Genomic DNA, 23,570 nt, shown 5'->3' on the forward strand with positions numbered 1-23,570 from the left:
CCGAGGTCACACCGCACCTCCTTCCGCGACGGTCGCGGGCGAGCCGTTACGGCCCGCCCTGCCGACCCGCCGCTGCTGGGCGGCCAGGTCGGCGCGGCGCACGATCTCGTAGGCCACCACGACGGACAGGACGATCGTGCCCTGCATGATCGTCGCGATCTCACTGGGAATCCCGAGCGACTCGAGCGACACCGCCGAACGGTCGAGGAACGACCACAGCAGCGCGCCGAACGCGATACCCGCGGGGTGGTTCCTGCCGAGCAGCGCGACGGCCAGCCCCGTGAAGCCGTACCCCTGGGTCGAGGTCATCGCGTAGACGTAGTCGCGGCCGAGCAACTCCGGCATCGCGATCAGGCCCGCGACCGCACCCGAGATCAGCATCGCCGCCAGCGTCATCTTCTTCGCGCTGACCCCGCCCGCGGCCGCCGCCGTCGCCGACTCGCCACTGGCCTTCAGCTCGAACCCGAACCGCGTGCGGCGCAACATGAACCAGTAGCCGTATCCGAGCGCCGCCGCGATCACGACGAAACCGAACACCGTGCCCGCGTCCCCGAGCGGAATGCCGGGGATCCGGCCCGACGGAGCGATCTGCTCGGTCGAGACGTTGTTGCCGTGCAGCACACCGAACTGCTCGGGATTGATCAGGAACGCGACGATGCCGAACACGATGGAGTTCAGCATGATCGTCGTGATCACCTCGCTGACGCCGCGATACACCTTCAGCAACGCCGGCAGCAGCGCGTACAACGCGCCCGAGAACATCGCGACCACCAGGATCACGATCACGTGCAGCACCGGGGGAAGCTTCATCGCCGCACCGACGATCGCCGCGACCACCGCGGCGAACCGGTACTGGCCCTCCACACCGATGTTGAAGACGTTCATCTGGAAGCCGATCGCCGCGGCGAGGCCGGCCAGGTAGTAGACGATCGCCAGATTGACCGTCGCCACGGCCGTGTTGCCGTGCAGCAGCTGCGCCGCCATCGTCCCGAACGCCTCGAGCGGATTCGCACCCGAGATCAGCAGGGCCACCGACGACAACAGCATCGAGAACACGATCGCCAGCGCCGGAGGCAGCAGAGCGGTCCGCCAGTTGATCATGCGGCCTCCTCCTGCGTCCCCGCCCCCGTCATCGCCGAGCCCAGCTCCTGCGGCGTCACCGTCGCCGGGTCGGCCTCGCTCACCAAGCGGCCGCGCAGCATCACGCGAATCGTGTCGGACAGTCCGATCAGCTCGTCGAGGTCGGCCGAGATGAGCAGCACCGCCAGTCCGTTGTGCCGCGCCTGGCGCATCTGCTCCCAGATCAGCGCCTGCGCACCCACGTCGACCCCACGCGTCGGATGGGACGCGATCAGCAGCGTCGGTTCCCCCGACAGCTCCCTGCCGACGATCAGCTTCTGCTGGTTACCGCCCGACAGCGCACCCGCGAGCACGTCGACCCCCGGGGTGCGCACGTCGTACTCCTCGACGATGCGCTCGGTGTCCTCCCGCGCCGCGGCCGGATCGATGAGATGACCGTTGGAAACGGGTTTGCGCGTCTGATAGCCGAGGATCCGGTTCGACCACAACGGCTGGCGCAGCAACAGGCCGTGCCGGTGCCGGTCCTCGGCGATGTAGCCGATGCCCGCCTCGCGCCTGGCGAGCGTGCCGAGCCGCGTGATGTCCCGCAGCTGCCCGTCCTCACCGATCAGCTCCACGGTGCCCGCCGAGGCCTTCCGCATCCCCATGACGGTCTCGACCAGTTCGGTCTGCCCGTTGCCCTCGACACCGGCGATGCCCAGGATCTCGCCCGCGCGCACCGACAACGTCACGTCGTCCAGCACCGCGCGGTCGCTGTCCTCGGCATCGAGGCGCAGCTCGGTCACGCGCAGCACCTCGCGGTCGGTGACCGTCGACTCGCGGGTCTCCGGGCTCGGCAACTGCGAACCCACCATCATCTCGGCCAGTTCGTGGCTGCTGACCGTGGCCGGGTCCACCGTGCCGACGGTCGTCCCGCGCCGGATGATCGTCACCTCGTCGGCGATCGTCCGCACCTCGTCGAGCTTGTGCGAGATGAACAGGAACGTGTACCCGTCGGCCTGCATGCTGCGGATCGTCTCGAACAGCGCGTCGACCTCCTGCGGCACGAGCACCGCCGTCGGCTCGTCGAGGATGACGATCCGCGCGCCGCGGTAGAGCACCTTGACGATCTCGACCCGCTGCCGGTCGGCCACGCCGAGGTTCTCGACCAGCGTGTCCGGATCGACGTGCAGGCCGGTCTGCTCGGCCAACGTGGTCAGCCTGGCACGGGCTTTACGCCCCATGCCGTGCAGTCCCTCCGCGCCGAGCAGCACGTTCTCGCGCACGGTGAGGTTGTCGGCCAGCATGAAGTGCTGGTGCACCATGCCGATGCCGGCCTTGATCGCGTCCTGCGGGTTGCGCAGTTCCACGACCTCGCCGCCGACCTTGATGGTGCCCTCGTCCGGCTGCTGCATCCCGTACAGGATCTTCATCAGCGTGGACTTTCCGGCGCCGTTCTCGCCGCACACGGCGTGGACCTCACCCGCGCGCACGGCCAGGTGCACGTCGGAGTTGGCCACCACGCCGGGGAAGCGTTTGGTGATCCCGGTGAGTTCGACCACCGGTTCCGGTTCGGTCATCTGTTCTTTCGCCTTGCTCGAGCAGGGGCTGATGTGCGGATGCGGCAGCGGAACTTCCAAGTGGTCCCCGCCGCGTCGTCGGTGCCGGGTAAGGGGCCGCGACCGGCATCAAAGCAGATGGGGCCGTCGCCGCGGTGCAAAACCGCCGGAAACGGCAGGTGGGGCTCGCAGACGACGGCCGCCTGCGAGCCCCACATCGGCTGAAGGTTGTCCGGACCTCAGCTCTGCGGCTTGTCCGAAACGTCGATCTTGCCGTCGACGATGGCCTGCTTGTAAGCGTCGAGCTCGTCGCTCACGTCCTCGATGTCCGAATTGGACCTGGAGTAGTCGACACCGTCCACCGACAGGTCGAACCGCTCCGGCAGGTCGTCGGTCGAGCCCTCGGCCACGGCGGCGATGTAGTCGTACACCGCGACGTCGACCTTCTTGAGCATCGAGGTCACGATGACGTCCTTGACGTCCGAGAGCGTCTTCTGCTCGTACTGGTCGGAGTCGACACCGATGGCCAGCGCGTCCTCGGCGGCCGCGGCCTCGAACACGCCCTTACCCGAGGCGCCCGCCGCGTGGAAGATCACGTCGGCGCCCTGGCTGATCATCGACTTGGCCTTGACGTTGGCCTTGCCGGGGTCGTTGAAGCCGCTGATGTCACCGGCCGGGGTGAGGTACTCGCTGCGCACCTCGATGTTGTCGCCGCCCGCGGCCTCGACGCCCTGCTCGAAACCGGCCTGGAACTTCTGGATCAGCGGGGTCTCGACCCCGCCGACGAAGCCGACCTGGCACTCGGAGCTCTTGTACGCCGCGGCCACGCCCGCCAGGAACGAGCCCTCCTCCTCGGCGAACACCAGCGGAGTCACGTTCTTCGCGTTCACCGAGTCGTCGTCGACGATGGCGAACTGGGTGTCGGGGTGCTTCCGCGCGACCTTGCCGACGGCCTCGGCGTAGGCGAAGCCCACGGCGATGATCGGGTTGTTGCCCTGGTTGGCCATCTGCTCGAGGCGCTGTTCCTTCGCCGCCTCGGACTCGTTGCCCGCGGCAGGGCTCTCGTTGCCCTTCTCCGCGCCGAGCTGCTTGACCGCGTCGTCGACGCCCGCAGCAGCGGCGTCGTTGAACGAGGCGTCACCCCGGCCGCCGACATCGAAGGCGAGGCCGACCTTCAGGTCGCTGGCGTCGACGTCCGTCTTGCGCTTGCTCTCGCTCTGCTGGCCGCCCTGCGGAGCGGCGGGCGCCTCCTCGGTGACGCAGCTGCCGGCGGCGCCACCGCCGTCGCCGCCCGCCGCCTCGCTGTCGCCACCGGAATCCTTGGCGCAACCCGCCATCGTCAGCACGCCGGCCATGGCGATAGCCGCCAGCGCTCCACCACGCTTTCGCCGCACGGTGATACTCCCTCCCCGCTGTTCGCGGACGGACCGAAGATTGTGTGCCCGGTACTCGGGCGGACTGGCGAACCGTACCGCTGGCGTGACCTCCACGGCAGCCGTTCGGCACCCCGCGTAACCCAAATGTTTAAGTTGCCGCAACCGTGACTCCGATTGTGCCCCGGAGTATTCACTCAGCGTCACCAACGAACGTCGCGAGTGCACTCCCGAGGGCCCCATGGTTGCGCTCAACGCAACCATGGGGCCCTCGGGAGCACCTTGGGGAAGTGCACGCGATGGTGTGACCACGACTGTGACCACGGCGACGCCCGGGTGGCCTGGGCCTGCGCTAGGGCTTATGTCCCCGGTGTCTGGTCGATCACAGCTGGGAACCCGAGGTTGAGCCCGGTATGACCGGCGGGTCTAGCATTCGGCGCGTATATGACGCTCGGACCAGAATGACCTCGAAAAAGTCGCGGTCAGAGCCGGGCGGCGAAGTCCATCAGTGACGTTGGAGGGCCGTACACCGATGTCCACCACTGCGAGCACTGCCACGGCGGCCAGTGCGAGTGATCGGGCGGGCGCCTCACGCCGGAGCGGGACGTTCTACCGCGGCGACCCCGGCATGTGGTCCTGGGTAGCGCATCGCGTTACCGGGGTGCTCACCTTTTTCTTCCTGTTCGTGCACGTGCTCGACACGGCGCTCGTCAGGGTCTCCCCGAACGCCTATGACGAGGTCATCGAGACCTACAAGACACCGTTCGTCAACCTCCTCGAGGTGGGTCTCGTCGGCGCCGTGCTCTTCCACGCGCTCAACGGCCTCCGTGTCATCCTGGTCGACTTCTGGGAGAAGGGACCCAAGTACCAGCGCCCGATGCTGTGGACCACCCTCGGCATCTGGGTCGTCGTGATGATCCCGGGCACCTACTTCATGCTCGAGCGCACGGTGAGCGAACTGTTCGGAGGCGGCCACTGATGACCGAATCGCTGACTCTCGACAAGCCGCGTTCCCCGCGGCGCCCGGCCGCTCGCCGCAACAACTTCGAGCTCTACAGCTGGGCCTTCATGCGGATCTCCGGTCTCGCGCTGGTGATCCTGGTGCTCGGCCACCTGTTCATCATGAACATCCTCGACGGCGGCGTGCACCGCATCAACTTCGCGTTCGTCGCCGGCCGCTGGGCCTCGCCGTTCTGGCAGTTCTGGGACCTGGCGATGCTGTGGCTGGCACAGCTGCACGGCGGCAACGGGCTGCGCACGATCATCGACGACTACGCGCGTAAGGACGCCACGCGCTTCTGGCTGAAGATGCTGCTCTACGTCTCGATGGCCGTCATCCTCGTGCTCGGCACCCTGGTGATCTTCACGTTCGACCCGAACATCGCCGCCTGACCCCCACCACACGGAGACTTCTCATGCAGTTCCACAAGTACGACGTGGTGATCGTCGGAGCTGGTGGCGCCGGCATGCGCGCGGCGATCGAAGCCGGTCAGCGCTCCCGCACGGCCGTGCTCACCAAGCTGTACCCGACGCGATCCCACACCGGCGCGGCTCAGGGCGGCATGTGCGCCGCCCTGGCCAACGTCGAAGAGGACAACTGGGAGTGGCACACCTTCGACACCGTCAAGGGTGGCGACTACCTGACCGACCAGGACGCCGCGGAGATCATGGCCAAGGAGGCCATCGACGCGGTGCTCGACCTGGAGAAGATGGGCCTTCCGTTCAACCGCACGGAGGAAGGCAAGATCGACCAGCGGCGCTTCGGCGGCCACACGCGTGACCACGGCAAGGCCGCGGTGCGCAGGGCCTGCTACGCGGCCGACCGCACCGGTCACATGATCCTGCAGACGCTGTACCAGAACTGCGTCAAGCACGGCATCGAGTTCTTCAACGAGTTCTACGTCCTCGACGTCACGCTGTCGAAGAACGAGAACGGCGAGGAGGTCGCCTCCGGCGCGATCGCCTACGAGCTCGCGACCGGTGAGATCCACGTCTTCCAGGCCAAGTCGATCGTGTTCGCCACGGGCGGCTTCGGCAAGGTCTTCAAGACCACGTCCAACGCGCACACCCTGACCGGTGACGGCATGGGCATCTACGCGCGCAAGGGCCTGCCGCTGGAGGACATGGAGTTCTACCAGTTCCACCCGACCGGTCTTGCCGGTCTGGGCATCCTGCTCACCGAGGGTGCCCGCGGCGAGGGCGCGATCCTGCGGAACGAGTCGGGTGAGCGTTTCATGGAGCGCTACGCCCCGACGATCAAGGACCTCGCCCCGCGCGACATCGTCGCCAGGTCGATGGTGCTCGAGGTGCTGGAGGGCCGCGGCGCCGGTCCGCACAAGGACTACGTCTACCTCGACTGCACCCACCTCGGCGAGGAGGTCCTCGAGACCAAGCTGCCGGACATCACCGAGTTCGCCCGCACCTACCTGGGCGTCGACCCGGTGCACGAGCCGGTGCCGGTGTACCCGACGGCGCACTACGCCATGGGCGGCATCCCGACCAACGTCAAGGGCGAGGCGCTCAAGGACAACGACACCGTCATCCCCGGCCTGTACGCCGCGGGCGAGGTGGCGTGCGTGTCGGTGCACGGGTCGAACCGCCTCGGCACCAACTCGCTGCTGGACATCAACGTGTTCGGCCGCCGGGCCGGCATCGCCGCCGCGGAGTACGCGAACGGCACCGACCACGTCGAGCTGCCGGAGAACCCGGCCAAGATGGTCGAGGGCATGGTCGAGCACCTGCGCACCGCCCACGGCGGGGAGCGGGTCGCCGACATCCGCACCGAGCTGCAGCAGACGATGGACACCAACGCGGCGGTGTACCGCACCGAGGACACCCTCAAGCAGGCCCTGTCCGACGTGCAGGCGCTCAAGGAGCGCTACGGCCGCATCGCGGTGCACGACAAGGGCAAGCGGTACAACACCGACCTGCTCGAGGCCATCGAACTGGGCTTCCTGCTGGACCTGGCCGAGATGCTGGTGAACGCGGCCCTCGCGCGTAAGGAGTCCCGCGGCGGCCACGCCCGCGAGGACTACCCGGACCGCGACGACACCAACTTCATGCGGCACTCGATGTCCTACAAGATCCTGCCGGAGAAGGAGGATCCGGACGCGCCGCTGGGTCTCACCGGGTTCACCTCGGACATCCGGCTGGACTACAAGCCGGTGGTCTTCACCCGGTACGAGCCCATGGAGCGGAAGTACTGATGCGTACTGACCGCCTCTTCGCGGAGGATGTGAAATGACAGCGGTAGCTGAACCCACGAACGACACGTCACAGATCCCGGCTCCGGAAGGCTCCATCACCATCACGGTGAAGATCCTGCGGTTCAACCCCGAGATCGACAACGAGCCGCACTGGGAGTCCTACGACGTCCCGGCGCTGCCCACCGACCGTGTGCTGAATCTGCTGATGAACATCAAGAACTACGTGGACGGCACGCTGTCGTTCCGTCGTTCCTGTGCACACGGCATCTGCGGGTCGGACGCGATGCAGATCAACGGCATCAACCGGCTCGCCTGCAAGGTCCTGGTCAAGGACCTGCTGGCCAAGGAGGGCAAGCCGACCACGGTCAGCATCGCCCCGATCAAGGGCCTGCCGACGATGAAGGACCTCTATGTCGACATGGAGCCGTTCTTCGAGGCGTACCGGTCGGTCAAGCCATACCTGATCGCCTACGGCAACGAGCCCACGCGCGAGCGCTACCAGTCGGCGGCCGACCGCGAGCGGTTCGACGACACCACCAAGTGCATCCTGTGCGCGGCGTGCACGTCGTCGTGCCCGGTGTACTGGGCGGACGGGTCGTACTTCGGCCCCGCCGCGATCGTCAACGCCCACCGGTTCATCTTCGACTCGCGTGACGAGGCCTCGGAGGAGCGGCTGGACATCCTCAACGACTCCGAGGGCGTGTGGCGCTGCCGCACGACGTTCAACTGCACCGACGCCTGCCCGCGTGGCATCCAGGTGACGAAGGCGATCCAGGAGGTCAAGCGCGCGCTGCTGTTCAAGCGCACGTGAGGGGTACGCAAAAAGGGCGCGCGGCAAGCCGCGCGCCCTTTTTGCGCCCTCCGGAGCCCGTGTTGCGCCCTCCAGAGCCCGTGTTGCGCCCTCCAGAGCCCGTGTTGCGCCCTCCGGAGCCCGTGTTGCGCCCTCCGGAGCCCGTGTTGCGCCCTCCGGAGCCCGTGTTGCGCCCTCCGGAGCCCGTGCCTCCGGAGCCCGTGTTGCGCCCTCCGGGCGTCCTGGCTCGGTCGAGCCGGACGCCCGGAGAACCTGGTCATCGACCTGGCCGGAGGTACCGAGCGGACGCTCAGACGTCGTCGCAGGCCGCCTTCGCCTCGGCGACCGTCTCCCGGAACTCGTCGGTGTCGAACTCCGCTCGGCTCACGAAGACGTTCAGGTCGTCGAAGCTGTCGCCGATCGCCTTGAACGACGGATCCTGGTCCGCCGCGCTCTTCGCCAATCCCCACGCGGCAGTCCAGCGATGCGACTCGGCGAGGGGACCTTCCGAGGAGTCCGCCTCTCCCCCGGCGTCCGCGGTCGAGTCGGCTTCGTGTTCCTCGACGATGGCGCAGGCACCGGCGGCGTAGGCGGCTGCCCCTTCCTCCGAGCCCGACGTCAGCCACCACGCCAGGCCCACACCACCGCCGCCGAGCACGAGTCCGGCCACGGCGGCGAGCACCAATGGGAACGGACGCGCGCGTCCAGCAGGACCCCACGGCACGCCGGGCTGCGGCTGGTACGGGTGCGGGGGTTGCGCCTGCTGGCCGAACTGCGGCTCGTAGGACTGTTGCTCGAAAGGCTGTTGCGGCGGCGGATTCCAGGACGATTCGGTCATACCGCTTTCGACCCTGGCGACCGGCTGCGGGTTCCACCGCCGCGCCCGCGTGCTCCCAGAGCCCAGGAGCGCAGGAGCGCAGGCCCCGCTCGGAACTGCCCTCAAGACTCCGAGCTCGACCGGCGCAGCGCCCGCAGGCCTCGCCAGCCGATGACACCGATGATGGTGCCGAGCACGAAGGACACGATCGTCAGCGCGAGGTGCACCCAGAAGAACGGTGTGGGCGAACCGTCGGCCGCCCAGGCGTTGTCGCTGCTCCACAGGTTGCGGGCGAACGTGATCCAGATGATCCACGACCACACGCCGAAGGCCAGCAGGAACACCGAGATTCCACGGGACATGCGCATGGTCCGCAGTATCCCCGTGTGCCCGCCGTCACCCCGACATGGGGGATTCACCCGCGTGGACCGGCCGTGGTCTGGCTAACCTTCGCTGGTGCGCACCCCTGTCTTCCGGCTCCTGGTGATCGCGGTCCTCGCGGGCTTCCTCGTGGCGGGCACTCCCCTCGCCCCGTCCCGTACGCCCGCGGCACGTGCCCAGTCGACGTGTCCCAACGCGACGCTTCCGCCGCCGCCAGGCAACACGTCGGAGGAACCCGCGCCCGGGCAGCGCGAGCCCGCTCCGCTGCCCGTGCCGGAGGATCCGGCGGGCGGACAGCAGCTCGGCGCGTGCGGACTGGTGCTCCCGCCGGGGGCTCCGCAGCCGCCTCGGCCGTTGACGGCGAAGAACTGGCTCATCCAGGACATGGACAGCGGCGAGGTGCTGGCCGCGCACCATCCGCACGGACGGCAGCGTCCCGCTTCGCTGATCAAGACGCTGCTGGCGCTCGTGGTGATCGACGAACTGGATCCGAACCAGGTCGTCGTGCCGAACGAGGAAGACGCCGACCAGGAGTGCTCGTGCGCCGGCATCGAGGCGGGCTCGCCGTACCGCGTGCGCGATCTGCTGTTGGCGTTGTTGATGAAGTCGGGCAACGACGTGGCGCACGCGCTGGCGAACGCGCTCGGCGGCGTCCCCCAGGCGTTGGACAAGATGAACACGCTGGCGCACCGCCTCGGCGCCACGGACACGCGTGCCGCGACGCCGTCCGGGCTCGACGGTCCCGGCATGGTGACGTCGGCCTACGACCAGACGCTGCTGTTCACGCACGCCATGACCAAGCCCGCGTACGCCGAGGCGGTGCGGACCAAGCGGATGCAGTTCCCCGGCGCCCGTGGTGAACCGTCGTATCCGCTGGTGAACGACAACCGCCTGTTGGAGGAGTATCCCGGGTTCCTCGGCGGGAAGACCGGCTTCACCGATGCCTCCCGCCACACCTACGTGGGCGCCGCCGAACGCGACGGACGTCGCCTGTCGGTGGTGTTGCTGCGCGCCGAGCAGAAGCCGATCCGGGTGAGCGAACAGGCCATGAACATGCTCGACTACGGCTTCGAGCTCGCCGCTGCGGGAACACCTGCCGTCGGCCGGGTCACGACGGCACCCCCTCAGCCGCAGGCGCCAGCGCGCACCGACGCACCCGACTCCCAGCAGGCCACGTCGGAGGGCGAACGTTCCGCGACGGGCGCGCGAGCGGCCGACTCCGGCGACGGCACGTCCGGCGTTGGCTGGGTGATCGGTCTGGTGATCCTCGTGTCGGTGGGCGTCGGCGTGGGGATCGCGCTCAGCCGCGACGAGCAGGTGTAGCGGCGTCGACCTTGGCGGGCAGGGTCTCCCTGGCCAGCACCCACAGCGCCAACGCCACGGCCGCGACCACACCCGTCACGCCGAAGGCGGCCGTGAACGACCACCGCTCGGCGATGGCACCCGCCGCGAGCGGGCCGACGACGGCGCCGACGTCGGCGGCCATCTGGAACCCGGCCAGCACCGAGCCGCCCCGGGCCTTGGCGCCGAGGACGTCGGCGAGCGCGGCGTTGTGGGACGGGTTCAGGCAGCCTGCGCCGATGCCGGTGACGACCGTCGCGGCGAGGAAGATCCACGTGTCCTCGATCAGGCCGAGTCCCACCGTGCCGACCGCCAGCAGCGCAAGACCGGCCAGTGCGGGCGGTTTGCGGCCGTAGGTGTCGGCGAATCGGCCGGAGCCGAGCAGCACGAGCGCGTTGGCGCCGGCGAACAGGGCGAGCGCCAGCCCGGTGAAGGCCTCGTCGCGCGCCAGTACGGCCGTCACGAACAGCGGCATGAGTGACATCCGCACGCCGAGCACGACCCAGCCGTTGGCGAGGTTGGACATGAGGGCGGCCCGGTACGTCGGGTGCCGTAGTGCCTGCCGGAACGTCATCGTCGGCGCGTCCTTGTCCTCCTGGCGCGAGGCCAGTTCGGAGCGGCGCAGCTGCCAGAACACCAGCGCCGTGGCTCCGACGAGGGCGATGCCGTACACGAGGAACGGCGCGCGCAGCGACACGGCCACGAGCGCGCTGCCCAGCACGGGCCCTGCGACACCGCCGAGCAGGAAGCTCGTTCCCCAGAGGCCGGACGCGCGGCCGCGCAGCTCCGGCGGCGAGATGCGGATGAGCAGCCCGATGGCCGACACGGTGAACATCGTCGACCCGACGCCGCCGACTGCGCGGAACAACAGCAACTGCCAGTACTCGGCCGCGAAGGCGCACAGGATCGTCGACACGGCGACGATCGACACGCCCCACAGGTAGGTCCGCCGTTCGCCGAACTTCGTCACGAGGCGTCCGCTCACCGGCGCGAACGCCAGCCGGACGAGCGCGAACGCGCTGACGACGAACGAAGCCGCGGTCAGGCCGACGTCGAAGCTGTGGGCGAAGTTCGGCAGCGCGGGCCCGATGATGCCGTAGCCGATGGCGATGAGGAAGCTGGCGCCGACGAGGACGTACACCTCGCGGGGCAGCCGTGCGGGCTGCGCGATGTCGGCGGCGTCCTGCGCGGGCTCGGCGGGCTCGGCGGGCTCGGCCACGTCGTCGGTGTCGCTCGTGGCGCCGGGGTCGCCCGTGGCGCGCGCGGAGTCGGGGTCTGGCTCGGTCACTGCACACTCCTTCCGGAGCGAGCTTAATGACCCGTGCGGGCGAACCGGGCTACGAGCGCCTGCGCCCCAGCCACCCGAGCAGTGCGCCGATGCCGAACGCGCCCGCGGCGGCGCCCATGCCCGCGCCCTTGCGCACGGTGACGTTCGGCCGGACGACCGTGGGCGGCGGCGGTTCGACGACACGCACCTGGTTCTCGCGCGCCGTCGCCGTCCACGCGGTGATGAACAGCAGGAACCGCGACACCAGGTTGGCGAACACGAGCAGGCCGATGATCGGGCCGAACAGCGCACCGCTCGGCGAACTCGTCACGCTCGCCAGGTAGTACGACCCGACGTTCTTGAGCAGTTCGAACCCGATCGCGGCCAGTACCGCACCCTTCACGGCGCTGCGCGGGTTGACCTTGTCGCGCGGCAACTGCGAGATCACCCAGGTGAAGACGAGCACGTTGGCCGCGAGCGAGAGCACGATGGTGGCCGCGCGCAGCACGTACTGGGCCCACACGTAGCCCTCGAGTCCCACGAGCCCGAGCAGCCACGCCCCCGCCTGCCCGCCGACGGCGGTGAGGCCGAACGACACGACCAGCGCCGCGCCGAGACCGGCCAGGGCGAGCAGGTCCTTGATCTTCGTGGACAGGAACGGCGTCTTCGCAGGCTGCTGCGCCCACTGGGCGGTGAGCGCGTCGCGGAGGTTGCCCATCCAGCCGAGTCCCGAGTACAGCGCCATGAGCAGACCAATGACACCGAGGCCGGCGCGGGATTCGGTAACCGCGTTGAGGATCTGCTCCAGCAGACCCTGCAGGCCTTCCGGAGCCGAGGTGACGATGCCTTCCCGAAGCTCGTTCATCAGCGTGGCGTTGCCGGCCAGGACGAAGCCGGCGACCGAGAAGGCCACCATCAGTAGTGGGAACAGCGAGAGCACGGAGAAGTACGTGATCGCGGCCGCGTAGTGGTTCCCGTGCCGTTCGCTGAAGGCGTCGTTCGCTCTGACCACGTGGTCGAGCCATGGATACCGGCGCCGCATGCGCGGCAGGAAGCCCTCGTCGTCCGCCTTCTGCTCTGTCACGCGCAGGAAGCTAACGGCGTGTCGCCGACCAGCGCAAACCGACGTGCCGTCCGCGATGCCCGGTTCGCCCCACCGTGCTCCCTGCGCGTGCCGCGTTTCCAGGCGAAGCTCCCGTGGGCCCCATAGTTGCGTTGAATGCAACTATGGGGCCCACGGGATCTCCTTCACACGACGGGGGCGAGGGTGCGACCGTAGGTGGTCGTGCGCTGCCTGGCCGGGCGTCCGGCCAGGTCGGCGAGGGTGCCGAGCTCCTCGGCGGTGCGCGACGAGCCGTGTTCCGAACCGGCCATGCGCGAGATCGTCTCCTCCATGAGCGTGCCGCCGATGTCGTTGGCCCCGCCCCTCAGGATCTGCGCCGTGCCCTCGTCGCCGAGCTTGACCCACGAGCACTGCACGTTGTCGATGAGCCCGTGCAGCGCGAGCCGCGCGAACGCGTGCACCGCACGGTTGTCCCGCATCGTCGGCCCCGGCCGCGCGACACCCGCGAGGTAGATCGGCGCGTTGTGGTGCACGAACGGCAGCGCGACGAACTCGGTGAACCCGCCGGTCTCCCTGGCGATGCCGCCGAGCACCCGCAGGTGGCCGAGCCAGTGTTCGGGGTGGTCGACGTGGCCGTACATCATCGTGCTCGACGACGGGATGCCCACCCGGTGCGCGGTCGTCACCACGTCGATCCACGTGCGCGCGGGAAGTTTGCCCTTGGTGAGCACCCAGCGCACGTCGTCGTCGAGGATCTCGGCCGCCGTGCCGGGGATCGAGTCGAGGCCGGCGTCCCGCAGCTCGGTGAGCCACTCCTGCACGCTCACGCCCGCCTTCGACGCCGCCGACACGATCTCCATCGGCGAGAAGGCGTGGACGTGCATGTCCGGCACGGCCTTCTTGATGGCGCGCACGATGTCGGCGTAGTAGCTGACCGGCAGTTTCGGGTCGATACCGCCCTGCATGCACACCTCGGTGGCGCCCGCCTGCGAGGCCTCGACGGCGCGTGCCGCCACTTCCTCGGTGGAGAGCCGGAAGGCGTCGGCGTCCCGCTCCCGCTGCGCGAAGGCACAGAAACGGCACCCCACGTAGCAGACGTTGGAGAAGTTGATGTTGCGGTTGACGACGTAGGTGATGTCGTCGCCCACGACCTCGGCACGCAGGTCGTCGGCGAGGCGCGCCATCGTCTCCAGCGCCGGGCCGTCGGCGGTGAGCAGCGCCATCGCGGCGTCCGCATTGGCCGGATCGAGCAGCGCGGCGGGGTTCGACTCGGCGAGCCGGAGGCCGTCGCGCGCTTCGGTGTCGAGTTTCTCCGGTGCACTGTGGACACTGTCACGGAGTGCGTCCCAGTCGCCGTAGACGCTGTCGAAGTCGCCTCGCCGGTCGGACGTGCGGCCCTCGGTGTCGATCGTGGCGTTCAGGTCGGCGCGCCCGATGGTGTCGATCCCGCCGTCCGGTTCCTGCCACTCCCTGCCGACGACCTCGGCGGATTCGTCGGCGAGACCGTCGGCGGCCGACAGTGCGCGCACGTGCCCGTGCAGCCGGATGTCCATCCACTTCTCCGCCTCACGCACGTACTTGGGGTACGCGGTGAGCCGCTCGCGGAGTTCGAACCCGGCGTCGGCCGTCCAGCGGGCGAGCTCGTCGACGTGCGGCCACGGTGCCTCGGGGTTGACGTGGTCGGGCGTGACCGGCGAGACCCCGCCCCAGTCGTCGATTCCGGCGCGCAGGATCAGCGCGTGCTCGTCGCCCACGAGGTTCGGCGGTGCCTGCACGCTCACCCCCGGCGGCATCAGCAGCCGCGCGACGGCGACGGTCGCCGCGAGTTCGGCGAGGTCGGCGTCGGCGTGGGACCGCATCGCCGTGTCCGGTTTGGACCGGAAGTTCTGGACGATGATCTCCTGCACGTTGCGGTACTGCCGCGCGCGTTTGCGGATCTCGTGCAGCGATTCGGCGCGTTCGGTGATGGTCTCACCGATGCCGACGAGGATGCCCGTGGTGAACGGGACGCCCACGCGGCCGGCGTCGTCGAGAACGCGCAGCCGCACGGCCGGTTCCTTGTCGGGACTGCCGTAGTGCGGACCGCCCTTCTCGGACCACAGCCGTTCGGCGGTCGTCTCGAGCATCATGCCCATGCTCGGGGACACGGGCTTGAGGCGCTGCAGTTCCTCCCAGCTCATGACACCGGGGTTGAGGTGCGGCAGCAGGCCGGTCTCCTCGAGCACGGCGATCGCACACGACCGCACGTAGTCCAATGTGGAGTCATAGCCGCGCTCGTCGAGCCACTGGCGCGCCTGCGGCCAGCGTTCCTCCGGCCGGTCGCCGAGCGTGAACAGTGCTTCCTTGCAGCCGGCCGCCGCGCCGGCGCGGGCGATCTCGAGGACCTCGTCACGTTCGAGGTAGAGCGATTCCACCTTGCCCGGGACGGTGACGAACGTGCAGTAGTGACAGCGGTCGCGGCACAGGCGGGTCAGCGGGATGAAGACCTTGCGGCTGTAGGTGACGATGCCGGTTCGGTTCTGGTCGGCGAGATGTGCCTCGCGGACCCGGCTCGCGATACCCAGCAACGTGTCGAGATCCTCGCCGCGGGCGTGCAGCAGCACGGCGGACTCGGTGACGTCCAGGGTGGACCCGTCGGCGGCGCGTTTGAGCGCGCGGCGCATGGCGGATGCCGTGGGAGCAGGTTCGGGCGGGGCGATCGCGATGTGATCAACCATGACCTCGACACTAAGCGCGAGCCTCACCCGAGCGCTAAGGCTGATAACTCACACTCGTTCGCCCGAGCAGGTGTCAGTCGACGGGGACGGCCGCCGTTGCGGTCTCCGCTGCGGCGCGCGGACCGGGCGGGCGTACCGCCGCGGCCTCGACGTCGCGCTCGAGCATCGACGCCACGGCATCCGGGGCGGGCTGTGCCTGGGTGGCCTCGGCGGCCTTCTTGCGACGCTGGCGCACCACGCCCGCCACCATGCCGACCACGCCCAGCACGATCGCCACGAGCCCGACAGGGCCCAGCAGGCCCATCGTCATCGCGTTGGCCTGCGGCTGGGCGACAACGGTGGAGGCGGACGCCGCCGGAGCGGCAAGGGCCAGCAGGGCCGGCACCGTCGCCGCGCCCACCAGCACGCGCACCGCGCGCATCGGATGAGCCGGCTCCTGGTCAGAACTGCCCACCGGATGTCCTCCTGGTTCGACCCGCTGCCATCACACCACCAGGCGATGACGGCAGCGCCGAGACTACTGTCGGTGTCGGCGGCGACCTTCTGCGCCACGACGCGGGTGAGAGTAGCGACCCGCTCGGACCAACGTAAGCACGGGGCCCGTGTCGAACGTGTAAATCTCTCGCCAGGCCCCGATGAACGACGCGAAACCCCAGTTCAGCCGGTGCGTGGGAACATTTCCGGCAGACTCGCCGGGGCCTTCGCGACTCGCCGGACCACACCACTCGTTCGCGTGAGGGTCGCGACACGCCCCGCGCGCGTCACGCGGCATACAGCGTTTCCCGGGTGGTGAAGACCTGTTGACGGACGTACGGGTTGCGGATGCTGCCCACGGTCACGATGTCGACCGACCGGCCGAGAATCCGCTCCAACCCCTCTTTGAGGCCGAAGTACGCCGCGAAGCGGTCCACGTCCGTCCCCTCGTCGAACTCGACGAGAACGTCGACGTCGCTTCGCCCGACGTCGAACGAGTCACCGACCGCCGAACCGAACACGTCGAGGCGATGGACCGGCAACGCACGGCACAGCTGCCCGATCTGGTCACGCTTCGCTTCGATCACTTCGTGCACGGTTCACCTCCCAACGAATGCACTACCGCCCGGGGCGCGTCAGGACGTCCTGGCGAACGTGTCGATCAACAACTCGGTCAGGAGCTCGGCGTTCGCGTCGAGGGCCACGTGAGCGTTCGCTGGCTGCGACGTGTCCGGGCGAACGTCGATCACCGTTCTCCCCAGGGTCGCAGCACCCGCCGTTTCGACCGCCACCGGAAGCGGACTGGTGCCAACGACATCGGGACGAACCAGGTACGCGGCGCAGACGACGTCGTGCACGGGCGCCACTCCCTCGTGGCCGGCCCCGGAGTAGGCATCGATGCGCCGTCCGACGAACCGCGCCGCAGCGGTTCCCGCCGGGGTGCCGAGTCCGGCGAGTTCCCGGCAGGCATCACGGGTGATGCCTGCGCGGTGCGTGGCATCCAGCGTCACCAATGTCAGCTTCGGGAATCCGGCAGCCAGAACCATCGCGGTGGCTTCCGGGTCTGCCCAGATGTTGAACTCTGCGGAGGCCGTCACGTTCGCCGTCGCGTGGCCGCCACCCATGATCACGATCTCGTCGACCCGACCGGTCAGTTCGGGGTCCAGAGCGATCGCGGCGGCGATGTTGCTGAGCGGTCCGACGGCGACCAAGGTGACGGGCTCGGCCGCGGCGCGCAACGTCTCGATCAGGTACTCGACCCCACCCTGGGACTGCGCTCGGCTGCTCGGCGCCGGAATGTCGAGCGCCTTCCCATGAGGATCGTCCGCGCCGTCAGAAACGAAATGCCGAGCCGAGGGAAATTCGGTTCGCACGATCGGCCTCGACAACCCGGGATGCACGGGTATCCCGGAACAGCCAATCCAGTCCAGGACACGCAAGGTGTTGTCGGTCGTGTTGTCGAGGGGCACGTTGCCGTTGACCGTCGTCACGCCCATGAGATCGAGATCAGGATGCAGAGCCGCGAACATGAGCGCCACGGCGTCGTCCGTGCCTGTATCCACGTCCATGATCAGCTTGCGCGTCATCGAACCTCCTGACCGCGGACAAACAGCCGGACTTTAACCGCCGCGCGTACCGACGGCAACGAAGTCCAACATGCCCCCTGGAACGCCAACACGGCCACACGAGACGCTCACACGGCGCCCTGGAACGCCAACACGGGCGCTTCGGGTGCGGACACGGGCACGCGGGTCAGGCCTAGGGGGCCCAGTCGAACGTCGCCGTCACGGGGGCGTGGTCGGACCAACGCTTGTCGTAGGAGTCGGCACGTTCGACGACCACCGAGGTGCACGCCTGTGCCAGGCGCGGCGTCGCCGCGACGTAGTCGATCCGCCAACCGGAGTCGTTGTCGAATGCCTTCCCGCGGTACGACCACCACGTGTACGGGCCGGGACCGTCCGGATCGAGTTCCCGCTGCACGTCGACGTATCCGGCCTCACCGAACACGCGACCCATCCATTCCCGTTCCTCCGGCAGGAAACCCGAGTTCTTCCTGTTGCCCTTCCAGTTCTTCAGGTCGCTCTCGGCGTGCGCGATGTTCCAGTCGCCCATGACGACCACCTCGCGCCCGTCGGCGGCCGCCTTCTCCCTCAGCTCGACCAGATACGGCAGGAAGACGTCGAGAAACCGCTGCTTCTCCTCCTGCCTCGGGGTGCCGACCTCGCCGCTCGGCAGATACAGGCTCGCCACGACGACACCGGGCAGTTCCATCTCCACGTACCGGCCGCTCGCCTCGAACTCGGGGGCGCCGAAACCGATCCGCGTGGCCTCCGGCTCGACGCGGCTGTACAACGTCGCACCGTTGCGGCCCTTGACCTCGCACACCGCGTGCGCCGCGTGCCACCCCTCGGGCTCGACCAGGTCCTTCGGGATCGCGGCGAGATCGGCACGCACCTCCTGGCAGGCGACGACGTCCGCGGACGTCTGCCCGAACCACTCGGTGAAACCCTTCTTCGCCGCTGCGCGGATGCCGTTGACGTTGACGGTGGAGACGGTGAACACGCCTAGCAGGGTAATCCGCACCCCCGACAGATCAGCCGCGAGTCAGCAGGAGGAGCCGTCCGCGGGCTGCAGGAAGTCGTCGGCCGCCCAGCGGCCCTCGGCCAGCTTGCGGAAGCCGTCGCGCACCTCGCCGGTGGCCTCGGTCTCGGAGTCCTGTTCGAGGGAGTCGACGACCGGGTCGCCTGTGGACGGTCCCGACCGCACGTTCAGCGCATCGGCGTCGACAACCATCGTGCACTCGCCGGAACCGGACTCGCCGCCCGAGCCCTCGGCCTCCGAGCTGAGTTCTCCGCCCGTGACCGCGTACAGCACGATCACCGCGATCAACGCCGCGAGGATGATCAACGCCCGCTTCGGGATGCCGAGTACCACGAGTGCTCCTTACAGACCGCCGACACGCACTCCGTCGAGCAGGGTACGGGCCCGTTTTTCGGCGACGACAGGTCCGGACGTCGCAACCACTCGTGTTGGCGAACCGCAGCCACGCAGAGCGACCGAACCCGCCCCGAGACGGCGAAAGGGCCGTGGGTGCCCGCCCCGCACTCACGGCCCTCGTCGCCGAAGGGACGCCGCCGAGACGGCGTCACCGGAAGATCGGCCAGGTCAGCCCTGGGCCATCTTCTTCTGGAGGTTCTCGTCCAGCGTGGCGAGGAACTCCTCGGTGGTCTGGAACGGCGTGTCCCCGCCGACCAGCAGCGCCAGGTCCTTGGTCATCTTGCCGCTCTCGACGGACTCGATGACGACCTGCTCGAGCTTGTTGGCAAAGCCGACCAGCTCGGAGTTGCCGTCCAGCTTGCCGCGGTGCTCGAGACCACGGGTCCAGGCAAAGATCGACGCGATCGGGTTGGTCGAGGTCGGCTTGCCCTGCTGGTGCTGGCGGTAGTGCCGGGTCACCGTGCCGTGCGCGGCCTCGGCCTCGACGGTGCGGCCGTCCGGCGTGCGCAGCACGGACGTCATCAGACCGAGCGAACCGTAACCCTGGGCGACGGTGTCCGACTGGACGTCGCCGTCGTAGTTCTTGCAGGCCCAGACGTAGCCGCCGTCCCACTTGAGCGACGCGGCGACCATGTCGTCGATCAGCCGGTGCTCGTAGGTCAGGCCCTTCGCCTCGAAGTCGGCCTTGAACTCCTTCTCGTAGATCTCCTCGAAGGTGTCCTTGAACATGCCGTCGTAGGCCTTGAGGATCGTGTTCTTGGTCGACATGTAGACCGGGTAGCCCCGGTCGAGGCCGTACTGCAGCGAAGCGCGCGCGAAGTCCTCGATCGACTTGCGGTAGTTGTACATCCCCATCGCGACACCGCCGCCCTCGGGGAAGTTCGCGACCTCGAACTCCATCGGCTCGGAGCCGTCCGCGGGCGTGTAGGTCATCGTGACCGTGCCGGGGCCGGGAACCTTGAAGTCGGTGGCCTTGTACTGGTCACCGTGGGCGTGGCGGCCGACGATCACCGGCTTGGTCCAGCCGGGCACCAACCGCGGGATGTTCTGGATGACGATCGGCTCGCGGAAGATGACGCCACCGAGGATGTTGCGGATCGTGCCGTTCGGGCTCCGCCACATCTTCTTGAGACCGAACTCCTCGACGCGGGCCTCGTCCGGCGTGATCGTGGCGCACTTGACGCCGACGCCGTGCTTGTTGATGGCGTTCGCCGCGTCGACCGTGATCTGGTCGTCGGTCCTGTCGCGCTCTTCGATCCCCAGGTCGTAGTACTCGAGGTTCACGTCGAGGTACGGGTGGATCAGCTTGTCCTTGATGAACTGCCAGATGATGCGGGTCATCTCGTCGCCGTCGAGTTCGACGACTGTGCCCTCGACCTTGATCTTGGCCATGAGCGGCGGCGCTCCTCTCGCTGTTCGCGTCGCGGGTCTCGCGTTCGTCTTCGCCTGATACCGCTGCGCATTCGCCATGACGCCGTCGGGTGCGGGAAATCCATCCCACACCAATGCGTAGCGGTACAAGCGTACTGCTGGATTAGCACTGGTCCCGGCGCCCCCTGGTTACTCATGAGTAGAAACTCCGGACCCACAGCGACGCCGACAAAGAGCAGCTCACCACGCAATCTACGTGTCTCCCACAGGGCTTCACAGGTACGTGCGGACCAACGCCTCCGTGGGATCGGACACGCCCGATACGCCCCGAATGCCCCGACCGCCGGGGCACCACTGCAGGCGGCGTTTCCGGCAGCCTTTCCCCGCCGCTCCGGCACCGTGTACCGGCCGGCACGGGGATGCTGTGATGGGCGGCATGCGCCTGGGAATCAAGACCAAGCCCGAACACACGCCGTGGCCGGACCTGCTCGACACCTGGCGGGCGGCCGACGACATCGAACTGTTCGAGTCCGCGTGGAACTGGGACCACTTCTATCCGCTCTCGGGCGACCTCACGGCCCCGAACTACGAGGCGTGGACGATGCTGGCGGCCATGGCGCAGGCGACCCGGCGCATCCGACTCGGCTGCCAGGTCACCGGCATGATCTACCGGCACCCCGCACTGCTGGCCAACATGGCCGCCACCACGGACGTCATCTCGGCAGGACGTCTCGAGATCGGTCTCGGCGCGGGGTGGATGCAGCAGGAGTGCGACGCCTACGGCATCGAGCTGCCGCCACTGCGCGAACGGTTCGACCGGTTCGACGAGGGCGTGCAGGCGATCATCGGCCTGCTGAGCGAGCAGTCCGTGACGTTCCACGGCACGCACGTACGCCTCACCGACGCCCACTGTGAACCGAAGCCGGTGCAGCGCCCGCACCCGCCGATCGTCATCGGCGGCAAGGGACCCCGGCGCACGTTGCGCGCGGCAGCGCGGTGGGCGCAGCAGTGGCACGCGGGTGCGCAGTCCCCGCAGCACTGGTTGCAGCTCAAGGACGTCCTGCTCGGCCACTGCGCCGACGTGGGCCGCGACCCCGCGGAGATCACGTGCTCGGTGAACGTGCGCGTGCACGCCGAGACGGGCATCGGTCCCGCGGTCGAGGAGGCGGCCGGCTACCGCGAGGCAGGCGCCGACCTCGTCGTGTTCAACCTCCCCCACCACGTTCCCGCCGGCTACCTCGAGCGGCTGGCCGCCGAGGCTGCACCGCTGACGGAATGAGTCCTCGGCCCACCCCCGACAGCCGCTCGCCGTGATCGACTCGCCGCTGCCGTTTTCGCGGCCTACGCTCGACGGACACGGCCAGCTCCAGCGACGGAGGTGAACGACTCGTGCGCGCAGCAGTCGGCGACCGGATCACGGTCCACGGCCGGGTCGTGGGCGATACCGAACGACAGGGCGAGATCATCGAGGTCCGGGGCGACGAGGGGCGCCCGCCGTTTCTCGTGCGGTTCTCCGACGGGAACGAACGGCTCGTGTTCCCCGGACCCGACTGCGAGGTCGACTCCGCCCGCACCGACACCGGGGCCTGACCGGCCCAACGGGTGCGCGATCGCCACGTCCCCGCGTTACATCACGGGCCGTGGCGATCGTCACCGCGCGTAGCCCGAAAGCCGGGATGACATCGGCCGACGAGGTCGTTCACACTTGATGACAGGGCAGTGAGCCGCGACGAAGCGCGGAATGCTGTTCTTTTTTTACGACCTGTACTTGAACGATCCAGCACGGCTGCGTTCCGACTGTCCTGGCTCGTTCGTGGCGACCTCGACCGCCGACGACCGTGGCCGCCATTCGGGCCGGTGTCCCCGCACCCGTACCAGAGCCCGAGCCTCGTTCCCCGCCCTCCCGACCCTTCTTCCCCGAGAGGAGAACTGTGCCTGTAGCGCTGCTCGCGCTGGCCATCGGTGCCTTCGGTATCGGTACGACCGAGTTCGTGATGATGGGCGTACTGCCCCAGGCCGCCGCGGACTTCGGGGTCTCCATCCCGGCCGCCGGCCACCTGATCTCCGCCTACGCCCTGGGCGTGGTGGTCGGCGCTCCCCTGCTCACCGCGGTCGCCGTGCGGCTTCCGCGCAAGACGATGTTGATGGCGATGATGGGCCTGTTCGTCGCAGGCAACGCCCTGTTCGTGCTCTCCCCCAACCACGACCTGGGTGTGTTGTTCCGCTTCGTCGCCGGACTGCCCCACGGGGCGTTCTTCGGCGCAGGCGCCGTCGTCGCCGCCAGCCTGGTCGGCCCCGGCCAGAAGGCCAGGGCCGTCTCGATGATGTTCATGGGCCTGACGCTGGCCAACGTGCTCGGCGTCCCCCTCGGCACGCTGCTCGGCCAGCAGTTCGGCTGGCGGGCCACGTTCGCGGTGGTGGCGCTGATCGGCCTGGCCGCGCTGGCCGCCGTGGCCAAGCTCGTACCGCACCAGGGCAAGCCCGCGGGTGCCTCGCTGCGCGGCGAGGTCGCGGCGTTCCGCAAGCCGCAGGTGTGGCTCGCACTGGCCATCGTCACGTTCGGCATGGGCGGCGGTTTCGCGTGCCTGAGCTACGTGACCCCGATGATGACCGACGTCGCCGGGTTCGCCCCCGCCACCGTGACGCTCCTGCTGTCGCTGGCCGGGGTCGGCATGACCCTGGGCAACTTCCTCGGCGGCCGTCTGGCCGACCACAACCCGACGCCCGCGCTGTGCGGCGCCCTCGCCGCACTGGCGGTCGTGCTGGCCGCGTTCACCGTCACCGCGGGCAGCAAGGTCGGCGCCACCGTGACGATCTTCCTGGTCGGCATGACCTCGTTCATGGTCGGCCCGATCCTGCAGGCCAGGGTGATGGAGAAGGCGGGCGGCAGCCCGTCGCTGGTGTCGGCGGCGATCCAGTCGGCCTTCAACATCGCCAACTCGATCGGCGCCTACCTGGGTGGGCTCGTCATCGCGGGCGGGCTCGGCCTCGTGTCGCCGAACGTGGTCGGCGCGCTGCTGGCCGCGCTGGGCCTGAGCCTGGCCGTCGTCGCGGCGCTGGTCGAGCGTCGTGAGCGCGCGGCGGCACCGGCACCGGCGCCGGCTCCAGCACCGGTCGAGGAGCCCGTACCGGCCTGAGCAGCCGGTGGATCGAGT

Annotated in this window: 22 protein-coding genes; 8 read left to right on the forward strand and 14 right to left on the reverse strand. The window is 68.8% G+C overall.

Going from position 1 to position 23,570, the window contains the following annotated elements:
- Nucleotides 1-6: 6 nt before the first annotated feature.
- From IF64_RS0115145 to IF64_RS0115155, 3 genes are all read right to left on the reverse strand, one after another.
- On the reverse strand, nucleotides 7-1,101 hold the full coding sequence (locus IF64_RS0115145; RefSeq protein ID WP_030532763.1) for an ABC transporter permease: 1,095 nt from the start codon (nucleotides 1,099-1,101) through the stop codon (nucleotides 7-9).
- Complete coding sequence (locus IF64_RS0115150; RefSeq protein WP_030532764.1) at nucleotides 1,098-2,639, reverse strand: ABC transporter ATP-binding protein; 1,542 nt, start codon at nucleotides 2,637-2,639, stop codon at nucleotides 1,098-1,100. The genes IF64_RS0115145 and IF64_RS0115150 overlap by 4 nt, the downstream gene beginning before the upstream one ends.
- A gap of 218 nt (nucleotides 2,640-2,857) precedes the next feature.
- On the reverse strand, nucleotides 2,858-3,973 hold the full coding sequence (locus IF64_RS0115155; RefSeq protein WP_030532765.1) for a BMP family lipoprotein: 1,116 nt from the start codon (nucleotides 3,971-3,973) through the stop codon (nucleotides 2,858-2,860).
- Between the two features lie 550 nt (nucleotides 3,974-4,523).
- On the opposite strand from IF64_RS0115155, the gene sdhC reads away from it, so the two are divergent.
- The 4 genes from sdhC to IF64_RS0115175 are packed head-to-tail and all read left to right on the forward strand — an operon-like array spanning nucleotide 4,524 to nucleotide 8,008.
- Entirely contained in the window at nucleotides 4,524-4,970 is a 447-nt protein-coding gene (sdhC, locus tag IF64_RS0115160) for a succinate dehydrogenase, cytochrome b556 subunit (protein WP_030532766.1), read from the forward strand.
- Nucleotides 4,970-5,383 carry a succinate dehydrogenase hydrophobic membrane anchor subunit gene (locus tag IF64_RS0115165; RefSeq protein WP_030532767.1) on the forward strand — a complete coding sequence of 138 codons (414 nt, stop codon included), beginning with the start codon at nucleotides 4,970-4,972 and terminating at the stop codon, nucleotides 5,381-5,383. Before sdhC ends, IF64_RS0115165 begins: the two co-directional genes overlap by 1 nt.
- A 23-nt stretch (nucleotides 5,384-5,406) precedes the next feature.
- Entirely contained in the window at nucleotides 5,407-7,197 is a 1,791-nt protein-coding gene (gene sdhA, locus IF64_RS0115170; RefSeq protein WP_030532768.1) for a succinate dehydrogenase flavoprotein subunit, read from the forward strand.
- 34 nt (nucleotides 7,198-7,231) lie between these two features.
- A complete protein-coding gene (locus tag IF64_RS0115175) occupies nucleotides 7,232-8,008 on the forward strand; it encodes a succinate dehydrogenase iron-sulfur subunit (RefSeq protein ID WP_030532769.1) in 777 nt (258 codons plus the stop codon).
- A 289-nt stretch (nucleotides 8,009-8,297) separates the two neighbouring features.
- Here the strand turns inward: IF64_RS0115175 and IF64_RS0115185 are convergent, their stop codons facing one another.
- Together IF64_RS0115185 and IF64_RS0115190 are read right to left on the reverse strand one after the other, a co-directional pair.
- Complete coding sequence (locus IF64_RS0115185; RefSeq protein ID WP_051757883.1) at nucleotides 8,298-8,825, reverse strand: hypothetical protein; 528 nt, start codon at nucleotides 8,823-8,825, stop codon at nucleotides 8,298-8,300.
- A gap of 101 nt (nucleotides 8,826-8,926) precedes the next feature.
- Nucleotides 8,927-9,172: an SCO4848 family membrane protein gene (locus IF64_RS0115190; protein WP_030532771.1), complete on the reverse strand. Its 246-nt coding sequence runs from the start codon at nucleotides 9,170-9,172 to the stop codon at nucleotides 8,927-8,929.
- Between the two features lie 88 nt (nucleotides 9,173-9,260).
- Between IF64_RS0115190 and IF64_RS0115195 the strand changes: the two genes are divergently transcribed.
- Nucleotides 9,261-10,508, forward strand: coding sequence for a D-alanyl-D-alanine carboxypeptidase family protein (locus IF64_RS0115195; protein ID WP_030532772.1), 1,248 nt, complete (start codon nucleotides 9,261-9,263; stop codon nucleotides 10,506-10,508).
- Here the strand turns inward: IF64_RS0115195 and IF64_RS0115200 are convergent.
- From IF64_RS0115200 to IF64_RS0115240, 9 genes are all read right to left on the reverse strand, one after another.
- Complete coding sequence (locus IF64_RS0115200; RefSeq protein WP_030532773.1) at nucleotides 10,486-11,697, reverse strand: MFS transporter; 1,212 nt, start codon at nucleotides 11,695-11,697, stop codon at nucleotides 10,486-10,488. The two genes, IF64_RS0115195 and IF64_RS0115200, sit on opposite strands and share 23 nt — an antisense overlap.
- A gap of 166 nt (nucleotides 11,698-11,863) precedes the next feature.
- Nucleotides 11,864-12,835: an inner membrane protein YhjD gene (gene yhjD / locus IF64_RS0115205; protein WP_084705900.1), complete on the reverse strand. Its 972-nt coding sequence runs from the start codon at nucleotides 12,833-12,835 to the stop codon at nucleotides 11,864-11,866.
- Between the two features lie 206 nt (nucleotides 12,836-13,041).
- Nucleotides 13,042-15,573 (reverse strand): bifunctional FO biosynthesis protein CofGH, encoded by a 2,532-nt coding sequence (locus IF64_RS0115210; RefSeq protein WP_030532775.1) that lies wholly within the window; start codon nucleotides 15,571-15,573, stop codon nucleotides 13,042-13,044.
- A gap of 73 nt (nucleotides 15,574-15,646) precedes the next feature.
- Nucleotides 15,647-16,027, reverse strand: coding sequence for a hypothetical protein (locus IF64_RS27695; RefSeq protein WP_145600607.1), 381 nt, complete (start codon nucleotides 16,025-16,027; stop codon nucleotides 15,647-15,649).
- Between the two features lie 307 nt (nucleotides 16,028-16,334).
- The gene (locus IF64_RS0115220; protein WP_248700056.1) at nucleotides 16,335-16,634 is read right to left on the reverse strand and encodes a nucleotidyltransferase family protein; all 300 of its coding nucleotides are present in this window, start codon (nucleotides 16,632-16,634) and stop codon (nucleotides 16,335-16,337) included.
- Nucleotides 16,635-16,682: 48 nt separating this feature from the next.
- Nucleotides 16,683-17,633, reverse strand: coding sequence for a nucleoside hydrolase (locus tag IF64_RS0115225; RefSeq protein WP_030532778.1), 951 nt, complete (start codon nucleotides 17,631-17,633; stop codon nucleotides 16,683-16,685).
- Nucleotides 17,634-17,805: 172 nt separating this feature from the next.
- Nucleotides 17,806-18,609, reverse strand: a complete 804-nt coding sequence (locus IF64_RS0115230) for an exodeoxyribonuclease III (protein ID WP_030532779.1) — start codon at nucleotides 18,607-18,609, stop codon at nucleotides 17,806-17,808.
- Between the two features lie 42 nt (nucleotides 18,610-18,651).
- Nucleotides 18,652-18,981: an SH3 domain-containing protein gene (locus IF64_RS0115235; protein ID WP_030532780.1), complete on the reverse strand. Its 330-nt coding sequence runs from the start codon at nucleotides 18,979-18,981 to the stop codon at nucleotides 18,652-18,654.
- A 231-nt stretch (nucleotides 18,982-19,212) separates the two neighbouring features.
- Entirely contained in the window at nucleotides 19,213-20,436 is a 1,224-nt protein-coding gene (locus tag IF64_RS0115240; protein WP_030532781.1) for an NADP-dependent isocitrate dehydrogenase, read from the reverse strand.
- 415 nt (nucleotides 20,437-20,851) lie between these two features.
- Between IF64_RS0115240 and IF64_RS0115245 the strand changes: the two genes are divergently transcribed.
- The 3 genes from IF64_RS0115245 (at nucleotide 20,852) to IF64_RS0115255 (ending at nucleotide 23,552) form a co-directional block, all read left to right on the forward strand.
- Nucleotides 20,852-21,694, forward strand: a complete 843-nt coding sequence (locus IF64_RS0115245) for a TIGR03560 family F420-dependent LLM class oxidoreductase (protein ID WP_030532782.1) — start codon at nucleotides 20,852-20,854, stop codon at nucleotides 21,692-21,694.
- Nucleotides 21,695-21,804: 110 nt separating this feature from the next.
- Entirely contained in the window at nucleotides 21,805-22,005 is a 201-nt protein-coding gene (locus IF64_RS0115250; protein WP_030532783.1) for a DUF1918 domain-containing protein, read from the forward strand.
- A 341-nt stretch (nucleotides 22,006-22,346) separates the two neighbouring features.
- On the forward strand, nucleotides 22,347-23,552 hold the full coding sequence (locus tag IF64_RS0115255; RefSeq protein WP_030532784.1) for an MFS transporter: 1,206 nt from the start codon (nucleotides 22,347-22,349) through the stop codon (nucleotides 23,550-23,552).
- Nucleotides 23,553-23,570 lie beyond the last annotated feature (18 nt).

The organism is Prauserella rugosa (assembly GCF_000719975.1).
Lineage (GTDB): Bacteria > Actinomycetota > Actinomycetes > Mycobacteriales > Pseudonocardiaceae > Prauserella > Prauserella rugosa.